15 protein-coding genes are annotated in these 18,728 nt (G+C 38.3%); 12 read left to right on the top strand and 3 right to left on the bottom strand.

Features of this window, described 5'->3' with window-relative positions; all coding sequences use genetic code 11:
- The first annotated feature begins 153 nt into the window (after positions 1-153).
- Positions 154-2,826, top strand: a complete 2,673-nt coding sequence (locus QM524_RS20325; RefSeq protein ID WP_283345958.1) for an MGH1-like glycoside hydrolase domain-containing protein — start codon at positions 154-156, stop codon at positions 2,824-2,826.
- A gap of 264 nt (positions 2,827-3,090) precedes the next feature.
- On the opposite strand, the gene QM524_RS20320 is transcribed toward QM524_RS20325, so the two are convergent.
- Positions 3,091-4,317: an MFS transporter gene (locus QM524_RS20320; RefSeq protein WP_166579440.1), complete on the bottom strand. Its 1,227-nt coding sequence runs from the start codon at positions 4,315-4,317 to the stop codon at positions 3,091-3,093.
- A 747-nt stretch (positions 4,318-5,064) separates the two neighbouring features.
- Between QM524_RS20320 and QM524_RS20315 the strand changes: the two genes are divergently transcribed.
- From QM524_RS20315 to QM524_RS20290, 6 genes are all read left to right on the top strand, one after another.
- The gene (locus QM524_RS20315; protein ID WP_318532848.1) at positions 5,065-6,252 is read left to right on the top strand and encodes a Gfo/Idh/MocA family protein; all 1,188 of its coding nucleotides are present in this window, start codon (positions 5,065-5,067) and stop codon (positions 6,250-6,252) included.
- Positions 6,253-6,412: 160 nt separating this feature from the next.
- Positions 6,413-7,348, top strand: coding sequence for a polysaccharide deacetylase family protein (locus QM524_RS20310; protein WP_283345956.1), 936 nt, complete (start codon positions 6,413-6,415; stop codon positions 7,346-7,348).
- 54 nt (positions 7,349-7,402) lie between these two features.
- On the top strand, positions 7,403-8,548 hold the full coding sequence (locus QM524_RS20305) for a Gfo/Idh/MocA family protein (RefSeq protein ID WP_095161481.1): 1,146 nt from the start codon (positions 7,403-7,405) through the stop codon (positions 8,546-8,548).
- Between the two features lie 16 nt (positions 8,549-8,564).
- Positions 8,565-9,035: a four helix bundle protein gene (locus QM524_RS20300; RefSeq protein ID WP_283345955.1), complete on the top strand. Its 471-nt coding sequence runs from the start codon at positions 8,565-8,567 to the stop codon at positions 9,033-9,035.
- A gap of 55 nt (positions 9,036-9,090) precedes the next feature.
- Complete coding sequence (locus QM524_RS20295) at positions 9,091-10,143, top strand: sugar phosphate isomerase/epimerase family protein (protein WP_283345954.1); 1,053 nt, start codon at positions 9,091-9,093, stop codon at positions 10,141-10,143.
- A gap of 296 nt (positions 10,144-10,439) precedes the next feature.
- The gene (locus tag QM524_RS20290) at positions 10,440-10,874 is read left to right on the top strand and encodes a hypothetical protein (RefSeq protein ID WP_283345953.1); all 435 of its coding nucleotides are present in this window, start codon (positions 10,440-10,442) and stop codon (positions 10,872-10,874) included.
- Here QM524_RS20290 and QM524_RS20285 read toward each other — a convergent pair.
- The gene (locus tag QM524_RS20285) at positions 10,849-11,607 is read right to left on the bottom strand and encodes a glycosyltransferase family 2 protein (RefSeq protein WP_283345952.1); all 759 of its coding nucleotides are present in this window, start codon (positions 11,605-11,607) and stop codon (positions 10,849-10,851) included. The genes QM524_RS20290 and QM524_RS20285 overlap by 26 nt on opposite strands.
- A gap of 14 nt (positions 11,608-11,621) precedes the next feature.
- Entirely contained in the window at positions 11,622-12,884 is a 1,263-nt protein-coding gene (locus QM524_RS20280; RefSeq protein ID WP_283345951.1) for a glycosyltransferase family 4 protein, read from the bottom strand.
- A 674-nt stretch (positions 12,885-13,558) separates the two neighbouring features.
- On the opposite strand from QM524_RS20280, the gene QM524_RS20275 reads away from it, so the two are divergent.
- From QM524_RS20275 to yidD, 5 genes are all read left to right on the top strand, one after another.
- Positions 13,559-14,503: a 3-oxoacyl-ACP synthase III family protein gene (locus QM524_RS20275; protein WP_095161486.1), complete on the top strand. Its 945-nt coding sequence runs from the start codon at positions 13,559-13,561 to the stop codon at positions 14,501-14,503.
- Positions 14,504-14,765: 262 nt separating this feature from the next.
- The gene (locus QM524_RS20270; RefSeq protein ID WP_166579446.1) at positions 14,766-16,520 is read left to right on the top strand and encodes a phospho-sugar mutase; all 1,755 of its coding nucleotides are present in this window, start codon (positions 14,766-14,768) and stop codon (positions 16,518-16,520) included.
- A 446-nt stretch (positions 16,521-16,966) separates the two neighbouring features.
- Complete coding sequence (locus QM524_RS20265) at positions 16,967-17,497, top strand: hypothetical protein (RefSeq protein WP_095161488.1); 531 nt, start codon at positions 16,967-16,969, stop codon at positions 17,495-17,497.
- Positions 17,498-17,587: 90 nt separating this feature from the next.
- On the top strand, positions 17,588-18,307 hold the full coding sequence (locus tag QM524_RS20260) for a LolA family protein (RefSeq protein WP_283345950.1): 720 nt from the start codon (positions 17,588-17,590) through the stop codon (positions 18,305-18,307).
- A complete protein-coding gene (yidD, locus tag QM524_RS20255; RefSeq protein ID WP_283345949.1) occupies positions 18,288-18,707 on the top strand; it encodes a membrane protein insertion efficiency factor YidD in 420 nt (139 codons plus the stop codon). The genes QM524_RS20260 and yidD overlap by 20 nt, the downstream gene beginning before the upstream one ends.
- The last annotated feature ends 21 nt before the right edge of the window (positions 18,708-18,728 follow it).

The following is an 18,728-nucleotide window of genomic DNA, read 5'->3' as shown; positions in this document are numbered from 1 at the left end:
AGGCATTTTTTTTATCTTTGAAAAGATTTGCAATGTTTTGTATAACATGAGCAAGTTTTTGCAGAAAACCTTGAACTAATCAAATTAATTATACCACAACACCACTAGCTTTTAGCGAGATAGAAGTTAGTTATATCCCGAAATTGAGAATTTATGAGTAAAGTAGTAGTAAGTGCCGAAAAATTAAGGTTAAAAACTCGTGCCGACAACAAAGGATGGAAAAAATGGGGCCCATATCTATCTGACCGTCAATGGGGAACGGTGCGAGAAGATTATTCTCCTAATCAAGATGCTTGGAATAACGTAACGCACGACATGGCTCGCTCAAAAGCCTATCGTTGGGGCGAAGAAGGTATCGGTGGTATTTCGGATAACAAATCGTATATCTGTTTTGCACTTGCTTTGTGGAACCATAATGACCACATTTTGAAAGAAAGGTTCTTCGGACTAACAGGGAATGAGTCGAACCACGGCGAGGATGTAAAAGAGCTCTATTACTATCTTGACTCGACACCTACGCACTCGTACATGAAAATGCTGTACAAATATCCTATAGCAGCATTTCCCTATTCAAAACTGGTAGACGAAAGCCGTAAACGATCAAGATTAGAACCTGAATATGAACTGCTAGACACAGGTATTTTTGATAATGATGAATATTTCGATGTATTTATCGAGTACGCAAAATCGGATGAACAAGATATTTTGATAAAAATTACGGCACATAACCGTAGTAATAAACCTGCTCCAATTACTTTATTACCTACTATTTGGTTTAGAAATACTTGGTGTTGGGGGTACGAAAACTTCAAATACAAACCGATGTTGACAGGTGTGTCAAATAAGGTGATTGAAGTAGATAACAAAAGCGTAGGACACTATAAGTTGTATTGTGAAAAAGCAGATGAATTATTATTCTGTGATAACGAAACCAACTTCCAACGCTTGCATGGTGTAGCCAATAATGTACCCTATACCAAAGATGGTATCAACGAGTACATTGTTAATAAAAATAAAGCGGCTGTCAATCCTAACAATATCGGTACCAAAGCTTCAGGACGCTATACCAGAGTGGTAAAAGCAGGTGAAAGTGTAACGATTCGTTTGCGTTTATCCGACCATTCTATTATTGAACCATTCGGTGGTTTTGAAGATATTATGGATAAGCGTATTCGTGAAGCAAATCAGTTTTACGATGAATTGCAAGGAACTGTACAAGACCCAGAGTTACGTTCAATTCAGCGTCAGGCTTATGCAGGGATGCTTTGGACCAAACAATGGTATTATTACAATGTCAACGAATGGATTAAAGGTGACCCTTCGATGCCTAAGCCTTCGGACAATCGGAAGTTTGGTCGAAATTCAGGCTGGCGACACATGTATGCCGCCAACATTCTTTCGATGCCCGACAAATGGGAATACCCATGGTTTGCGGCATGGGATTTGGCCTTCCATACGATTCCATTGGCACGACTCGACCCTGACTTTGCCAAACGTCAGTTAGCCGTAGTATTGCGTGAATATTATATGCACCCGAATGGACAAATTCCTGCCTATGAATGGTCATTTTCGGATGTAAACCCTCCTGTGCATGCTTGGGCAACGTGGCGTGTATATGAGATAGATAAAGAAATGAATGGGGTAGGGGATGTCAAATTCCTAGAGCGTGTTTTCCATAAATTACTCCTCAACTTTACATGGTGGGTAAACCTTAAAGACGAAGGTGGCAATAACATCTTTGGTGGAGGTTTCCTTGGTATGGATAATATTGGGGTATTTGACCGCTCGGCTACTTTACCAACTGGAGGACGTCTTGAGCAAGCTGATGGTACAGGCTGGATGGCGATGTACAGCTTGAATATGCTTCGTATTGCCTGTGAAATTGCTGTTGAACGACCAGTGTATCAAGATATGGCATCCAAGTTTTTTGAACACTTCTTACATATTGCTGGTGCGATGCAAATGTTGGGTGGTTCAGAAATTAGTCTTTGGGATGAAGAAGATCAGTTCTATTATGATATGCTTCACATGCCAAATTCGCAGAGTATGTTGCTCAAAATCCGTTCGATGGTAGGATTAATTCCTCTTTTTGCTGTAGAAATTCTTACACCAGAAATGTTGGAAAAATTGCCAGATTTCAAACGTCGAGTGGATTGGGTTTTGGCTAATAGACCAGATTTGGCAGGTTTGATTTCGCGTTGGTACGAGCCAGGAAAAGGAGAAAACCGTTTGTTGGCGATTTTGCGTGGTCACCGTATGAAGATGATTATGAAAAAGATGTTTGATGAAAACGAATTCTTGTCAGAACATGGCGTTCGTTCATTATCAAAATATCACCTCGAAAATCCTTATCAGTTCCGAGTACATAACGAGGTCTTCAGAGTCGATTATACCCCAGCCGAATCTACAGGAAGTATGTTTGGTGGGAACTCCAATTGGCGTGGACCTATCTGGATGCCAATGAATTTCTTGTTGATTGACTCCTTGTTGAAATTCCAGTCGTATTATGGCAATGATTACGAAGTAGAATATCCTACCAATTCGGGTAATATGGTGAGCATCAAGCAGGCTGCTTTAAGTTTGGCAGAACGTTTAATCAAAATCTTTAGAACAGATGAAAACGGTAAACGCCCAATGTATGCCAATTACGAAAAAATGCAGACTGACCCACATTTCAAGGATTTGGTGTTATTCTACGAATATTTCCATGGTGATGATGGTAAAGGACTAGGTGCTGCTCACCAAACAGGTTGGACGGGTCTAGTAGCAGAATTGATTTTGATGGTGAATGAGGCGAATAAGGCAGAGATAAAAGAAATCTTATAAATGCTGAATTCTGAGTAGTGAATTAGAGCTGTACGTTCAGATATCGGATGTTGGATTTCGGAAGCCTAAGTTTCTATATTTTGCAAAAATCAAGATATTTTACTTTTTTCCGAAATCAGAAAGCCCAATAATTCAATCTTATTCTACCAAAAATGTATCAATAAAAAAGCCTTAAGCAATCTGCTTAAGGCTTTTTTATTGATACTGGCATTCAGAAACTTTAAACATGTTAAAAGAATCTAAGAGCAACTCATCAAAATATGCTTAGTGCGCTTTTGCTCCAGCTGGAGTTTGCTTACGCATAATGAAATACAATACTGCAAATGCGATAATCAAGATGAAAGGGAATACCGCCATATTGTCTAGTGTTGCTTGCCCAGCAGCTAAGTCAAGTTCTTGACCTGTTAAACCTTTGGCAGCAGCAGCAGCTTTTTCGTCATCTAACCATTTACCAATGATTGGTTGGAAAATTGAGGTAGAGAACATACCCATACCACCAATAATTGACATACCAAAAGCACCAGTACGAGGTAGGTATTCAGCCACAAAACCAATCATAGTTGGCCAGAAATAACATACCCCAATCGCAAAAATTACGGCAGATACATATACCATTGCACCTTCAGCTTGGCTCATCAAAACCACACCGATTGTTGCAAAAATAGCCGAACCTAGCAATACCCCCGTTGGGTTTAGGTTATGCACAATTGGACCAGCAAAATAACGACCTACCGCCATCAAACCAGTTACCAAAGCCAAAATCAACATTGGACTTGCACCTGCATGACCCAATACTGGACCGATCCATTGCTCAGGACCAAATTCAGAAATAGCAGTCAATGCCATACATGCCAACATGAATAGGTACAATGGCGAAAGCATCGCTTTGAAGTTTTGACCCGTTGATGCAGCACCTTCATCTTGACTTTCAGGAAACGCTTGTCCTAAAATCAAAGCAGCGTAAGCTACCGCAGGAATCAAAATGATACCAATTTGCAACTGCCAGCCCATACCAGCCGAAGTCATAAATTCAGAAATCAAACTCGCAATAACGATACCTCCAGGGAACCACATGTGGAAACGGTTCAACATTTTGGTTTTTTGATTGCCTTCGTACATATCAGAAATCATTGGATTACAAGCCGCTTCTACGGTACCATTGCCAAATCCAACGAAGAAAGTCGAAATCAATAAAGTCCAGAAACCACTTGCGAAAATGGTCATTACTAAACCTAATACGTGTGTAACAAATGCTACCCACATGATTTTTTTAGGACCTAATACATTGTAAAGAGGACCACCAACAATCATTGCGATAGGGAAGCCTAGAAATGCCATCTGGTTGACGTATCCGAGGTGCTCTGCATCAAGGTTAAAGGCTGTACCTAACTGCGTGAGGACACCTGCACGAATACCAAAAGCCATTGAAGTAGTGATTAGTGCAAAGCAACTCGCCAAAAACAATCGATTATTATTAACTGTTTGGGACATAATTGATTAAAGGGTTTAAGATTAATAAAAGGGACAGTGTTCTTATTTTATTATAATTCGTACTAAAAAAAATCCATGCCAAAAAAACAAAAAGATTTCCGTATTTACTAAATGACTTTGTAATAATTTTAATTAAAATTTGCAATCAAACGGTACAGAGCGGGCTAAATGTAGTATTTTCAAGTGTTTTTTTAGATTGCTTTTTCAAAAAGCATATTTTGGTGTTATTCCTCAAATCATTTCATGATTACGCTTCAGACAATAAACCATACTTATTAGAAGCAAATATTTGTATTCAATTATCAGAAATACAATTCCAACATTTAGCCTATGGCATAAAGCATATAGCTCTCAGCCGATAAAATTATATTACTTTTGTGCAATATTGTATCAAAAAGATACAGAAAGAGGAAGTAGTCTTATTTTTCAAATATCAATATTAGCTTTAGGCAAAAAATGTATGCCTGATTTTATTAGAATACTTTTATACTTTTGGCTTAGTGCACATAGCTTAATGCCTATTGCAAGTAAAATTGAAGTAGTTGTGGATATGAAATACTGATAAACTTTACATTCATCATTCACAACTCAGCATTAATTAATGATCCATTATTCTAATTATATATATCAATTATTATTTCAACCTAAAACTGTTGAGCCTTTAGAACAAGCTGACCTTGATTAGTCAGCCGAGCCGTTCAGAAGCTCGATATTTAATTAACGAAAAAAATGGCTAGAAAAATCAGAATGGGCATGATTGGAGGAAGTTTGGATGCCTTCATCGGAGCAGTTCACCGCAGAGGAGCCGCCTTAGATGGCGAAATCGAACTTGTTTGCGGAGCGTTTAGTTCAAATCCTGAAAAATCTAAAGCTACTGGCGAAGCGCTTTATTTACCTGCCAACCGTGTGTATGACTCGTACGAGGAAATGATTTTGAAAGAAAAAGAACTTCCTGAAGGCGAGCGTATGGATTTCGTTTCAATCGTTACGCCAAATCACGTACATTTTCCTGCTGCAAAGTTTGCTATCGAAAATGGTTTCCATGTAGTGATGGACAAACCGCTTACTTTGACGATGGAAGAGGCTAAAGAATTGACCGAAATTGTCAAAAATTCTGGCTTACTATTCGCATTGACGCATAATTATACAGCCTATCCAATGGTGAAAGAAGCACGTCAATTGATAAAATCGGGTGCTATCGGACAAATCCGTAAGGTAATTGTTGAATATCCACAAGGATGGTTATCGCAATTGGTGGAGGCTTCGGGTCAAAAACAGGCTTCATGGCGTACCGACCCCGCTCGTAGTGGGGCTGCAGGTGGTGTAGGCGACATTGGTACACATGCCGAAAACTTAGCTGAATATATCACTGGTTTACAAATTACAGAACTTTCGGCTGACCTTACGATTTTTGTGGAAGGTCGTATGCTCGACGATGACGCCAACATCTTACTTCATTTTGATAATGGTGCCAAAGGTATTTTGCACAATAGCCAAATCTGTAATGGCGAAGAAAATGACCTTAACATTCGTGTCTATGGTGAGTTTGGTGGATTGAAATGGCGCCAAATGGAGCCAAATACCTTGATTATGACAAATCAGGAAAATGGCTCGAAAATTATCCGTACTGGAGTTGGTAATTTATCTCCTCACGCACAGGCACATACGCGTCAGCCAGCAGGTCACCCAGAAGGCTATATCGAGACCTTTGCGAGTATTTACCGAAACTTTACTTATGCCCTACGTGCACACTGGGGTGCCGAAAGCAAATCAGGCACAGGTGGTGGCTTAGGAAAAGGTACTGGAGTAGACGGTTACGACCCAGATATTTATGATTTTCCAAGTATCGAAGACGGTTTGCGTGGTATGGCTTTCATCCAAACGGTTGTAAAGTCTGCCAACTCAGCAGAGAGATGGACAAAATTTGAGATCTAAAAAGAACTATCTCCAAGTCACAGATTTATGCTTGATGGCTTGGAGATATTCTGTAAATTTGAAGGCTGTTAAAAGGGTTAAGCCCACAGAAAACCATCTTTTTCTTTCATCCTTCATTACTTTTGTACAAAAAGTTTGGAAAAACTCGCTTGAGATTGTTATGAAATACTTCTTAACATTCCTGTTATTGGGACTTCTTTCTACCCGTTCATTGGCACAAATATCTCAGTATGAGGTATTTTTTGCTCAATATCAAAATGAGTTAGTCATTAGAAAATGGAAGGAAGCAGATGCTATCAAGTATTTAGTGGTAAATCCAGAAAATCTTAAAACGCATATTCTCAATAATATCGAAGTGCAGACTGTGACATGGAATAATGTTTTAAATCTTTTTGAAAAAACACCCTATATTCATGACTGGCAATTTGAAAAGCATAGAGACTATGAGCTACAAGATGCAGGAATCACCAAAGCAGATAGTACGCTACAAGGCTTTAGTTTGACGATAGACTTATGCCCATCGAGCAAACCATTGACTCGAAGTTTTTTCCAAAATGTAATTAAAAGTTTTGAAATCAGTGAACGCCCAGTACCGCTTACGATTACTATAACAGGTATTTGGATGCAAAAACATCAAGATGACCTTGACTGGCTCAAGCAACAAGAAAAAGTAGGTAATTTGCGTATTACGTGGGTCAACCACAGTTATACGCATCGTTACGACCCCAAGTTACCGCTAACTAATAATTTCTTGTTGGAACATGGTACTAATATCCTTTCGGAAGTTTTATTGAATGAACAAGCTATGTTATCAAATGGTCTAGTTCCTTCTATTTACTTTAGATTTCCAGGTTTGGTGTCCGACAAAAGCATTTTCGATGAAGTTTTGGCGCTTGGGCTTTTGCCACTCGGAAGCGATGCTTGGCTAGCCAAAGGCGAGGCCATCAAAAATGGAAGTGTAGTATTGGTACACGCCAACGGCAACGAACCTTTAGGCTTGGCGCTTTTTCAAAAAATGCTTCGAAAAAATGAAGGAAATATTAAAAGTAAAAAGTGGCTTTTATGGGATATTTCAAACTTACTATCCAAAGAGTGACCCTTTTCAAAAACAATAATTAATTATATCCCCAAAAAACAAATCGATTAACTCATGTCAAAAATCAAAGTAGGTGTCGTTGGTACAGGCTTTATTGGACCAGCTCACATCGAGGCCCTCAGAAGACTACCAAATGTAGAAGTTGTAGCACTTTGTGAAGTGAATATAGAATTGGCTACGGCTAAAGCTGCACAATTAGGTATCGAACGTCCTTGTACATTCGATCAATTGTTAGCTATGGAAGATATCGCTTGTGTACATATCTGTACGCCAAACTTCTTGCACTATTCTCAATCAAAGGCCGCTTTGTTGGCAGGTAAGCACGTTGTTTGCGAAAAACCATTGGCAAAAGACTTACATGAGGCTGAAGAATTAGTAGCACTTGCTAAAGAAACAGGTTTGGTAAATGCTGTTCACTTCAACTTACGTTATTATCCATTGGTACGCCAAATGAAAACAATGCGTGAGAAAGGTGATTTAGGAGAAATTTACTCAATCATTGGTTCATATCTACAAGACTGGTTGTTCTACAACACAGACTATAACTGGCGCTTAGAACCAGACAAATCTGGTGATTCTCGTGCTATTGCTGATATTGGTTCACACCTGATGGATATCATTGAGTATATCACTGGTTTGAAAACAGTGGAGGTAATGGCTGATTTTAATACAGTTCACAAAACTCGTAAGAAGCCATTAAAACCAGTAGAAACTTATTCTGGTAAAATGTTACAACCAGAGGATTATGCAGACGTTGAAATCAACACAGAGGATACTGCCAACGTATTGTTACGTTTCGATAACGGAAATAAAGGCTTAGTAACAGTTTCTCAGGTTTCAGCAGGTCGCAAAAACCAATTAAAATTGGAGATTTCTGGTTCAAATAAAACATTTGCTTGGAACTCAGAAGCTCCAAACGAATTGTGGTTAGGTAACCGTGATGCTGCCAACCAAGTGTTGATGCGTGACCCATCGTTGGCGTATGCAGAAGCAAGAGATATTATGACATTCCCTGGTGGTCACAACGAAGGCTTTCCAGATACTTCAAAACAATTGTTTAAAGAAGTATATGCTGCTGTAGCGGCTGGCAAACAACCAGAAAATCCAACGTTCCCAACCTTTGCGGATGGTTACAGAGAATTGCTTATCTGTGAAAGAATCCTAGACAGTCACAGAAGCCAAAGCTGGACGAAGGTATAGTGATGAATGGTGAATTGTGAATGAAGAATTGATTCCAACTTCACAATTCACTTTCTATTTACCACCTATTTTTGATATAAATATGCCATCAGATTCTACGGCATCAAATGCAAATGCATTTGGTGAAATACTATTTCAAAGAATAAAAGATTTTGGATTGAGATGTATTCCTGTCTGTGACAAGCTTTTCTCATCATCATTTTCTCCTTCTTGCACTAATATGGCCAAACAATTGGCTAGATCATCTTCCTCAAGTGTAGCTAACTACAGAGCTGTCAGAAGAGCAAGAAGTCATCGAGAGTTTTACTCCAAACTTTGTATAGTAATAGAGGAGCTAGATGAAAGTTTATTTTGGATAGAATATGCTATTGATGCCAAATTTATTCATTTTGAAAGAGCCGAATCTCTATTATCTGAGGGTAATGAAATATTAAAAATACTCGTTACTTCTCGAAAGACAAGTTCCCGATTACTTAAAGAAAAATAGTCTTTTGTGTTATAATTCATTCACAATTCACTCATTCACAATTCATAATTCGAAGATGAAAACAATCAAAGGACCTGCTATATTTTTAGCACAATTTTTAGATAACGCTGAGCCATTCAACTCGCTTGATTCTATTACTTCTTGGGTAGCTGATTTAGGTTATAAAGGTGTACAGATTCCTACTTGGGATGCTCGTGCGATTGACCTTCAATTGGCTGCGGAGTCAAAAACATATTGCGACGAATTGAAAGGTAAATTAGCCGATAAAGGTATCCAAATCACTGAATTGTCGACACACTTACAAGGACAGTTGGTAGCAGTAAACCCTGCCTACGACGTAATGTTCGATGGCTTTGCGCCAGATGCAGTAAAAGGTAATCCAAAAGCTCGTACCGAATGGGCTGTGCAGCAATTGAAATGGGCAGCGCAAGCTTCGCAAAACCTTGGTTTGAAGGCTCACGCTACATTCTCGGGTGCTTTAATGTGGCATACGGTATATCCTTGGCCACAACGCCCTGCTGGTTTGGTAGAACAAGGCTTCACAGAATTGGCAAACCGTTGGTTACCTATCTTGAATGCTTTCGACGAAGCTGGTGTTGATCTTTGCTATGAAATTCACCCAGGTGAAGACTTACACGATGGCGTTACATTCGAAATGTTCCTAGAAAAAGTAGGCGGTCACAAACGTGCTAACTTGCTTTATGACCCGTCTCACTTTGTATTACAATGTCTTGACTACTTACAATACATCGATTTCTACCATGAGCGTATCAAAATGTTCCACGTAAAAGATGCGGAGTTTAATCCAACAGGTAAGCAAGGTGTATACGGTGGTTATCAGTCATGGGTAAATCGTGCTGGTCGATTCCGTTCATTAGGTGATGGACAGGTAGACTTTGGTTCGGTATTCTCCAAATTAACACAATATGGTTACGATGGTTGGGCTGTATTGGAATGGGAATGTGCTATCAAAGATCCAGTTCAAGGTGCAACAGAAGGAGCTCCATTTATTGATTCACACATTATCCAAGCAACGTCAAAAGTATTTGATGACTTTGCAGGTGGTGGTGCTGATATCGAATTGAATAAGAAGATTTTAGGAATTTAATTCCTCATGTTTAGCAGGCGAATGCATTCGCCTGCTTTTTTATTTATTATGCCTGCATAATCGTTTTAGAGAATACACTTCCTTTCATACCCATGTTTCTTGGATAATAGCATATTGAAAGCCTTTCTACACAAATTTTGAAAGAAGCACAGAGGTAGAAAATAAAAATCAAATATTTGATTAAGGAAAATCAGGTTGCTTTTAATAAGGAATTATCAAATTTTGTATATTTTTATTGTAAAATAATTAATGAAATGCAATTTTTATTGACAATTCAATAATTAAACTATATGTATATGCAACTATTCCAATCCAACCAAGAAATCGAAACGTTAATCGAAAAATTCAATACTTGTAGCCTTCCCGCGGAGGCTTGGACGCATGAAGCGCATTTGGCTATGGGCGTTTGGTATTTGCGACAATACACGCTTACTCAGGCGATGTTATTGGTGCGTCAACGCATTATTTTGTTCAATAGCTCTGTTGGTGGACCCGTGAGTTTTGAGCGAGGGTATCACGAAACACTTACTTGGTTTTGGCTCAAGACGATTGAGGCCTTTCTTAACGAGTATGGACGTGAAAAAGCCCTATTAGATACCTACAACGCATTTCTCGAAAGTCCACGTGCCGATCGTAATAGGGCTTTGTTATTTTATCAAAAAGAAGAAGTCATGTCTTTAGAAGCCAGAGCTATGTTGGTATATCCTACCAATACTTCCCACCCTTGGTAATAATCAGTTTGATACCTCTAAAAAGGATTTGAACATGTGCCCCAATCGCTCCAAACACACCAAAATGCTTTTGTAATACTTTATAACGGTCAATTAGTGAACGTTTGAGCTGTTTATTCGAAATTCCTCCTGTTAAGTACTTTGCTACAACAAAATCCAAATAAACCACTTGTTGAGCTTTTTTGAGACAGGTAATTTCCCAATCTACATCAGCACTTAAGTTTTCTTGCCAATACACAGGTGCCACTCTTTTACTCGCAATAAAAGATTGATGACACACCAACATTCCCAAATTCATATCTCGCCACTGTAGGTCTTTCGGTAACCTATGTGGAGTTATCACCGAACGCAATCCTTGGATTTCGCCTTCATTATTCACAAAATAGGTATCCCCGTATAAAACATCCGTTTCTGGAGTAATTTGTTGATACATTTTTTCCACAACCGAAGGATCATTGATTTCATCTCCTGCGTTGACAAACCACACAAAATCGCCAGTTGCCATACGTTGTCCTTTATTCATGGCATCATATAAGCCTTTGTCGGGTTCCGAAACTAATAAGTCAACTCTCGAACGATACTTTTCCGCTATGGCAAGTGTACCATCTTTTGATTTGCCATCAATGATAATGTATTCAAAGTCTTGGCAGGTTTGTGCCAAAATACTTTTGATCGTTCGTTCCAAAAATGCCTCAGCATTGTAGGTTATGGTTATTATTGATATTTTTCTCACAATCAAAAAACGGATTAAAGAAGAGATTGATAAAGTGTTTCATAACGCTTGGCTACGACAGCCTCTGCATACTCGGATTCTACTTTTGAGCGAGCATTTTTACATAAATCCTCATAGTTGGGATGTTGTAAAATATGCGCTATTCCATTGGCTAAATCTTCAGCAGAAGGAGCTTTTGCCACATATCCTGTTTGAAGATGTTCTATCATTTCGGGAATACCTCCTGTTTCAAATCCTACCACTGGCGTACCACATGCCATAGCCTCCATGATGGTATTCGGAAGGTTTTCTTCCAAAGAAGGAATCACAAATACATCCGCAGCGGCATAGGTAGTCGCTATTTTCGAAAGATCAGATAGGCGACCTAAAACATTTACTTTGCAGGGAATATTTACAAAATCTGCTTCTTGGGCTTGTCCCATCACCAATAATTCTACACTATCTTTTAACGAGGGATTTTGTGATATTAAATGCTGAATTGCTTTTTCAAAATATTGAAAGCCTTTGCGCGCATCGCTGATTTTCATGGCAGCAAACAAGATATATTGTTTATCCTGTGCCAAATTAAGCTGTTGGCGAGCTTCTCGTTTATGTTGAGGATAAAAAAGCTTGGTATCTATCGGATTAGGAATCGAAATGACTTTTTTACCTTGTAATAAACTACTTTGTCGAGCTTTTTCAGCCAACCATTCGCTACAAGCCACGAGCGTCAAGTCCATTTGTTGGAATAATTCCTTTTTCCGAAGCCATACTTGATGCGATAGGTCATCGGAAGACGGTTTTCGCAAAAAGTGTTCACAATTGCCACAAGCTTGTTGATAACTTTCGCAAGTACCGCTATAATGACAACCTCCTGTAAACGCCCACATATCATGCAAGGTCCACACAAAGGGGCGATTGAGTTTGGCTAATTGGGTTAAGGATTGTACCGATAAAAAACCAAAATTTACCCAATGCAGGTGAAAAACTTCAGCATCCTTCACAACAGACTCAGAGGTGACATCTATGCCTATTTTAGCTTGCGAAAACACAAAGCGAACTGCTTTTGATTTTTCGTAAAAAGCAAACTGATATCGGTCGGCTGCAAAACGTGCCAAAGCAATATTTTGTTGCACCCAATTATTGGCAACAGAATATACCTCTGGCGCTTTTCCTTTTTTGTCTTGTACAAGCATACGTGACTGCACACCATGACGCCCAAGCGCCTGATGTAATCGAGAAGCAGCAATCGAGGCTCCTCCAAAAGTATCAAATGTGCTAAAAATAGTTACCCTCACAAACGTTTACTTCTTTTTGTGTTAATAAACTGAAAAGAGAATTGCCAAGGCTTAATAAATGTCTCTTTTATCCGTAAACCGTAAAACGGTTTACAAATATCCTTCGAGTTTATGTAAAAGCCTTAGCTATCCTGATATTTCTCTAAAAAGCACCCAAATGTCATGGTTTTGAGGGCTATTTTTGATTGCGAACAATGACAATCTATAGCAAACGGAATGATATTACCTTCTTTTTCTGACATTTATAAGTATTATCCAAAAAACATCAAAATAATACAAAAAATTATTGGATTTAAAGAAGTATAAATTATATTTATCCAATAATTTCTTGTACTATGCTGAAACATTAATTTCCTTTGTATAAAAATTCAATTCATAGTTTTTGCTTTTTGCTGTAATGAATTGAACTAAAATTCCCAACCATCTGTAGTTCAAAGGTATTGTATTAGTGATAAGCCTTGATAATCAGCTAGTCACATAATATTTACTAGGTAATGGAAATACGTGAGTATCAGTGCAAAATAGATGATTAAATGAGGCATTCAGCGATTGAAAATCTTTGATGTTTGTACCAATATGTAAACTTTCCCCTATCTAGCAAAGCCCAAAGTTAGCATCAACCTTGCAACGAAGTTGGACTGTATTTCATAATTAATATCTTAAACTAACACGTAATGTTCATTAACGCAATTGCAAGTTACCTGCCCGAACAAGTTGTTACGAATGCCTATTTTCAAGAACTCAATGGATTGACCGATGAATGGATTGTTGAGCGTACTGGAATTCGTGAGCGTCGCAAAGCATCGTCTGAGGAGAATACGCATACAATGGCATTGGAGGCAGCCAAAAAGATTACTGAAAGTTTACCTTACGACATTTCTGAAGTTGACCTAATTGTAGGTGCTACCTACACTCCACACGATAATATATTCACACTAGGCCACGCATTACAACACGCATTAAATATTTCTGAAATTCCAGTAGTAACCATTTCTTCTGCTTGTTCTTCATTACTCAATGCAATCGAAATAGTTCAGGGATATTTTGCTATGAACAAAGCCAGCAAGGCACTCGTAGTTGTTTCGGAGCATAACACTGCTTATAACAACGAAGACGATACCAAAGCTGGACACCTTTGGGGCGACGGCGCAGCAGTATTATCTATCTCTAAAGAAAAAGCGGGAGCGCAAAACTGGGAAATCAAAGATTTGATTACTGGTGGTGCTGCCAACGTAGGGAAAGCGTCGGAAGGTGTAACTCTGAAGCCACTTCACCGTGGTTTGATTATGCCTTATGGAAAGGATGTATTCATCAACGCTTGTACTTATATGCCAAAAGTAAGTAAGCAAGTAATGGAGAAAAATGGGTTGACTGTGGAGGATATCTCGTTTGTCATTCCTCACCAAGCCAACTATCGTATCACTAAAAACGTAGCTGGAACTTTGGGTGTTCCTGACGAAAAAATGATTTCAAATATCCATTATTTAGGCAACACAGGTTGTGCTGGCTGCGCTATTGCGATGGATGAAAATAAAGGCAAGTTCGAAAAAGGTAACAAAATCATCGTAACAGTATTTGGTGGTGGTTACTCTTATGGAGCTATGCTTGTTGAGATTTAAACTAAAAAATCGAAAAATATTTCAATTTTTTAAAGATTTCATGCAAAAATTAAAACCACTAAGTTGCTTAGTGGTTTTTTTATTGGACAAAAGAAAGACATATTACGGTTTTTGACCGAAATTATTAAATGGGGCTTCTCCTATTCAGAATAATTTTTATATTTGCTTTGATGTCAACCAAAAATTTTGCCTCAAAAATCTTATTGGCCTCAATTTTTAAACCAGATTATTCATTTCTAAATATTCTCAAATAGATAAAACTATGTCAACAGGTTTAGACGCTCTTACCAAGAAAAACATTGATACTTGGCTAACTGGTAACTATGATGAAGAAACAAAAGCTAAAATCCAGCAGTTGGTAGACGAAGGAAAAGAAACAGAACTTTCGGATTCGTTCTATAAATCGTTGGAGTTTGGTACTGGCGGTATGCGTGGAGAAATGGGTGTGGGTTCGAACCGTATGAATAAATACACCGTAGGAGCTGCTACACAGGGTTTTTCAAACTATCTTAAACAAAGTCTTCCAGACAAAGAAATCAAAGTTGCTATTGCTCACGATTCTCGTAACAATTCTCCTTTCTTTGCTCGTATTTGTGCTGATATTTTCTCGGCAAACGGAATTAAAGTATATCTTTTCTCGGCACTTCGTCCTACTCCAGAGTTATCATTTACGATACGTCATTTGGGTTGCGATGCAGGTTTGGTAATTACAGCATCTCACAACCCTCGTGAATACAATGGTTACAAAGCATATTGGAACGATGGTTCACAAGTGGTTGCTCCTCACGATAAAAATATCGTAACAGAGGTAAATAACATTACTTCGGTAGACGATATCAATTTCAATGGCAACGAAGCGTTAATTACGTTTATTGGTGAAGAAGTAGATAAAGAATACTTAAAAACTATTCAGCATAATAGTATCAATCCAGACGTAATTGCTCGTCAGAAGGATTTGAAAATTGTATATTCTTCTATTCACGGTACAGGTATTACTTTGGTGCCTCAAGCTTTGGCTTTGTTAGGTTTCGAAAATGTAAACGTGGTAGAAGCACAAGCCGAACCAAATGGAGACTTCCCAACGGTAGTATATCCAAACCCAGAAGAAACCGAAGCAATGACTTTGGCGGTAAACTTGGCTAAGGATATTGATGCTGACTTGGTAATTGCTACCGACCCAGATGCTGACCGTGTAGGTGCTGCCGTAAAAAATCCTCATGGCGAATGGGTATTGTTGAACGGTAACCAAATGGCTAGCTTAATTATCTATTATTTGTTGGGTGCTTGGGAAAAAGCTGGCAAACTAACAGGTAAAGAGTTTGTCGCTAAAACTATTGTAACTACTGAAATCATCGCAAAAATGTGTGCTAGCAAAGGCGTAAAATGCTACGATACTTTGACGGGCTTTAAATACATCGCTGCGGTAATTCGTGAATTAGAAGGCAAAGAGCAATTCATCGGTGGTGGTGAAGAATCTTATGGTTACTTGATTGGTGATGCCGTTCGTGACAAAGATGCTGTAGCTTCTTGTGCAATGATTGCAGAATTGACAGCTTATGCAAAAGATAATGGTAAGTCATTGTTTGACTTCTTGACAGAAATGTACCAAGAAAACAATTTCTACTACGAAGGCTTGATTTCTTTGACTAAAAAAGGAAAAGCTGGTGCTGAAGAAATTCAACAAATGATGGCAAATCTTCGTGCCAACTTGCCAACTTCTGTAGCTGGTTCGGAACCAGTAACGGTATTAGATTACAAAAACTTAACTTCGAAAGACCTTAAAACAGGCGAAATCACTGCAATTCCTGAAGGTTTGGGTATGGAGTCATCTAACGTAATTCAGTTGATTTTGGCAGATGGTTCAAAAGTTTCGGCACGTCCATCAGGAACAGAGCCAAAAATCAAATTCTACGTTTCGGTAAATGCGCCATTAGCAAATCCTGCTGACTTTGACGATACACTGGCAGCCCTAAAAGCGAAGGTTTCAGCAATTCAAGAAGATTTAGGATTGAAATAATGATATAAGTTAGTACGCAAAATAAAGCTTAAGATTGTGCTTTAAGCTTTCAGGTATCGGCTTTCGGCGGTGGGCTATGACAAAAATGCATGTCCGTGGTCGTTAAAACATTTTAACACTCTTTGCCTTGTGCCTGTTGCCTTGTCCCTAAAACACAAAACTTAAACGATTACTTAAGTTACTTTCGGTAAAAAGCGATGTTATCTTCATTGGTAACATCGCTTTTTTTTGACCATTTACTCATTAAATCATTCACTTTTCCAAGAATTATTCAGTAATTAGCACCAGAAGTCACTGCCAAACTTTTGGTTTGAATATCGTTTTTACTCTTTAAACTTATCTATCGTCGTTATTCGCCCTAAGTTCTACGGGCTTCAAATGTTGTTTTATTTTCATTAAAACCCATAAAACATTCATTTTGGTTTTATTCTAAACATTTCAAAATCATGAAAAAATTAAAGTTTTCAGCCCTTCTTTTTGCTCTTGTAGTATTGGTTAGCTTTTCTTCGCAAGCACAAACATTCAAGCGTGGTGACAAAATTTTGAATGCGGGTATTGGATTGCTACATTTTGGTGCGTACGCAAATGCCGAGTTCGCAATAGAGGACAATATTGGTATTGGTCCAATGGTAGGTTATACTTATTATAATTCGGGTTTTTTGACAGGTTATTCGGGAGATTATAGCTACGGGCAATTTAGAGTAGGTGCTAGAGGCGCATATCACTTGGGGGATGTACTTAATCTAGGCGATGACTCCATCGACCCTTATGTAGCAGTAGGAGCAGGCTTACTCTTCGATCGTAACAATTATACTTACAATACAAATACGGGTAATGTTACGTATGGAACAAGGACAACGATATTTATTAATCCACGAGCTGGCGCTCGTTTTCCATTGAGCAATAATCTTTCAGGTTTTGGAGAGGTGGGTTGGGGTGCCTCGTGGGTAACAGCAGGTGTCTCTTTTGGATTTTAGTATTTTCAACTATAGCTAAAGGTTAAAAGCCAAGTTTACTTTCATTTATATCAAGAAGAAAGTAAATTTGGCTTTTATTATATCTCGACTATGAATCAAAAAAAACGTTTTTATCTAGTTTTAGGCTTACTGTCGGTTATGTCGTTAGCCTTTTCTTTTTCTGCAAATACCGTTAAGAAAATCAGTATGATAATGGTTGCTCGTTCCAATAAAAATGGAAAAACTGCCACCATCAAATCAGAAATTGCCTATCAGGTAGCAGGAGGGAAGATGGTCAGTCACTTCACCCAACCCAATAATCAGTACATTATCAACAATGCCAAAGGTGAGGTAAGTATTTATGACCCTGCCAAGAATACCGTTATTCAACAAGTAAATTATATATTTAGTACAGAAACCACCCAGTTTTATTATTTCTTGAATAACCAAAAATCTGATTTGGGTTTAAGAAATATGGGTTTTACCAATAAGGCGACCAAATTTGAGAAAAACCTCATGATTAGTACTTGGATAGCGCCTGCTAAATTGAGTAAAAGTATTCGTTCGGTAGAATTGGTACATAATGGTGGAAATCCAATCTATACCAAATATATTGACGGAGAAGGTAAGGTGATGAAAAAGGTATATTATTATAATTTCCAGAAAGTAGGGGATATCGAATTTCCTTTAGCAGTAACACAAATTGATTTTTTTACAGCAAAAGATTCAGTTATTACCAAAACTTCCTACGCTGAGGTGAAAATTAACGAGGCTATCAATAATGAACTTCTCAATTTTACGATACCACTCAATGCCAAAGCACTTAAATAAGCTATTTTTCTTGGTATTAGGGCTTCTTATTGGCAATTCTCTTAAAGCACAGAGTTTAGATACAGACTTACAGCTTTTGGAGAAAAAAGAACAAGCCGAGCAAATACAAGCATCTATCATTGGAGGGAAGAAAGGTTTTCACCCTATTTCTTTTGTAATGAATGGTACTTTGACTTTTTATCAGAAAGTTATTTCTCCGCAATTTTCGGCCAATTGTCTCTACGAACTATCCTGTTCACGCTTTAGTCGGGAGGCTATTCGTATGTATGGACCGCTCAAAGGAGTAGCGCTTAGTGCTGACCGTTTGGCACGCTGTAACCGAATTAGTGGTACTACTATCAATCCTTTCAGGGTAAATGAGCAAGGCAAAGTCATAGACTCGCCTCAAATGTACAAGTAAGCGAACACTGTATTTTATTCC

This window comes from Flectobacillus roseus (assembly GCF_030056595.1).
Classification (GTDB): domain Bacteria; phylum Bacteroidota; class Bacteroidia; order Cytophagales; family Spirosomataceae; genus Flectobacillus; species Flectobacillus roseus.
The sequence above is the reverse complement of the archived record's forward strand: the minus strand, read 5'-3'. Positions and strand labels throughout refer to the sequence as shown.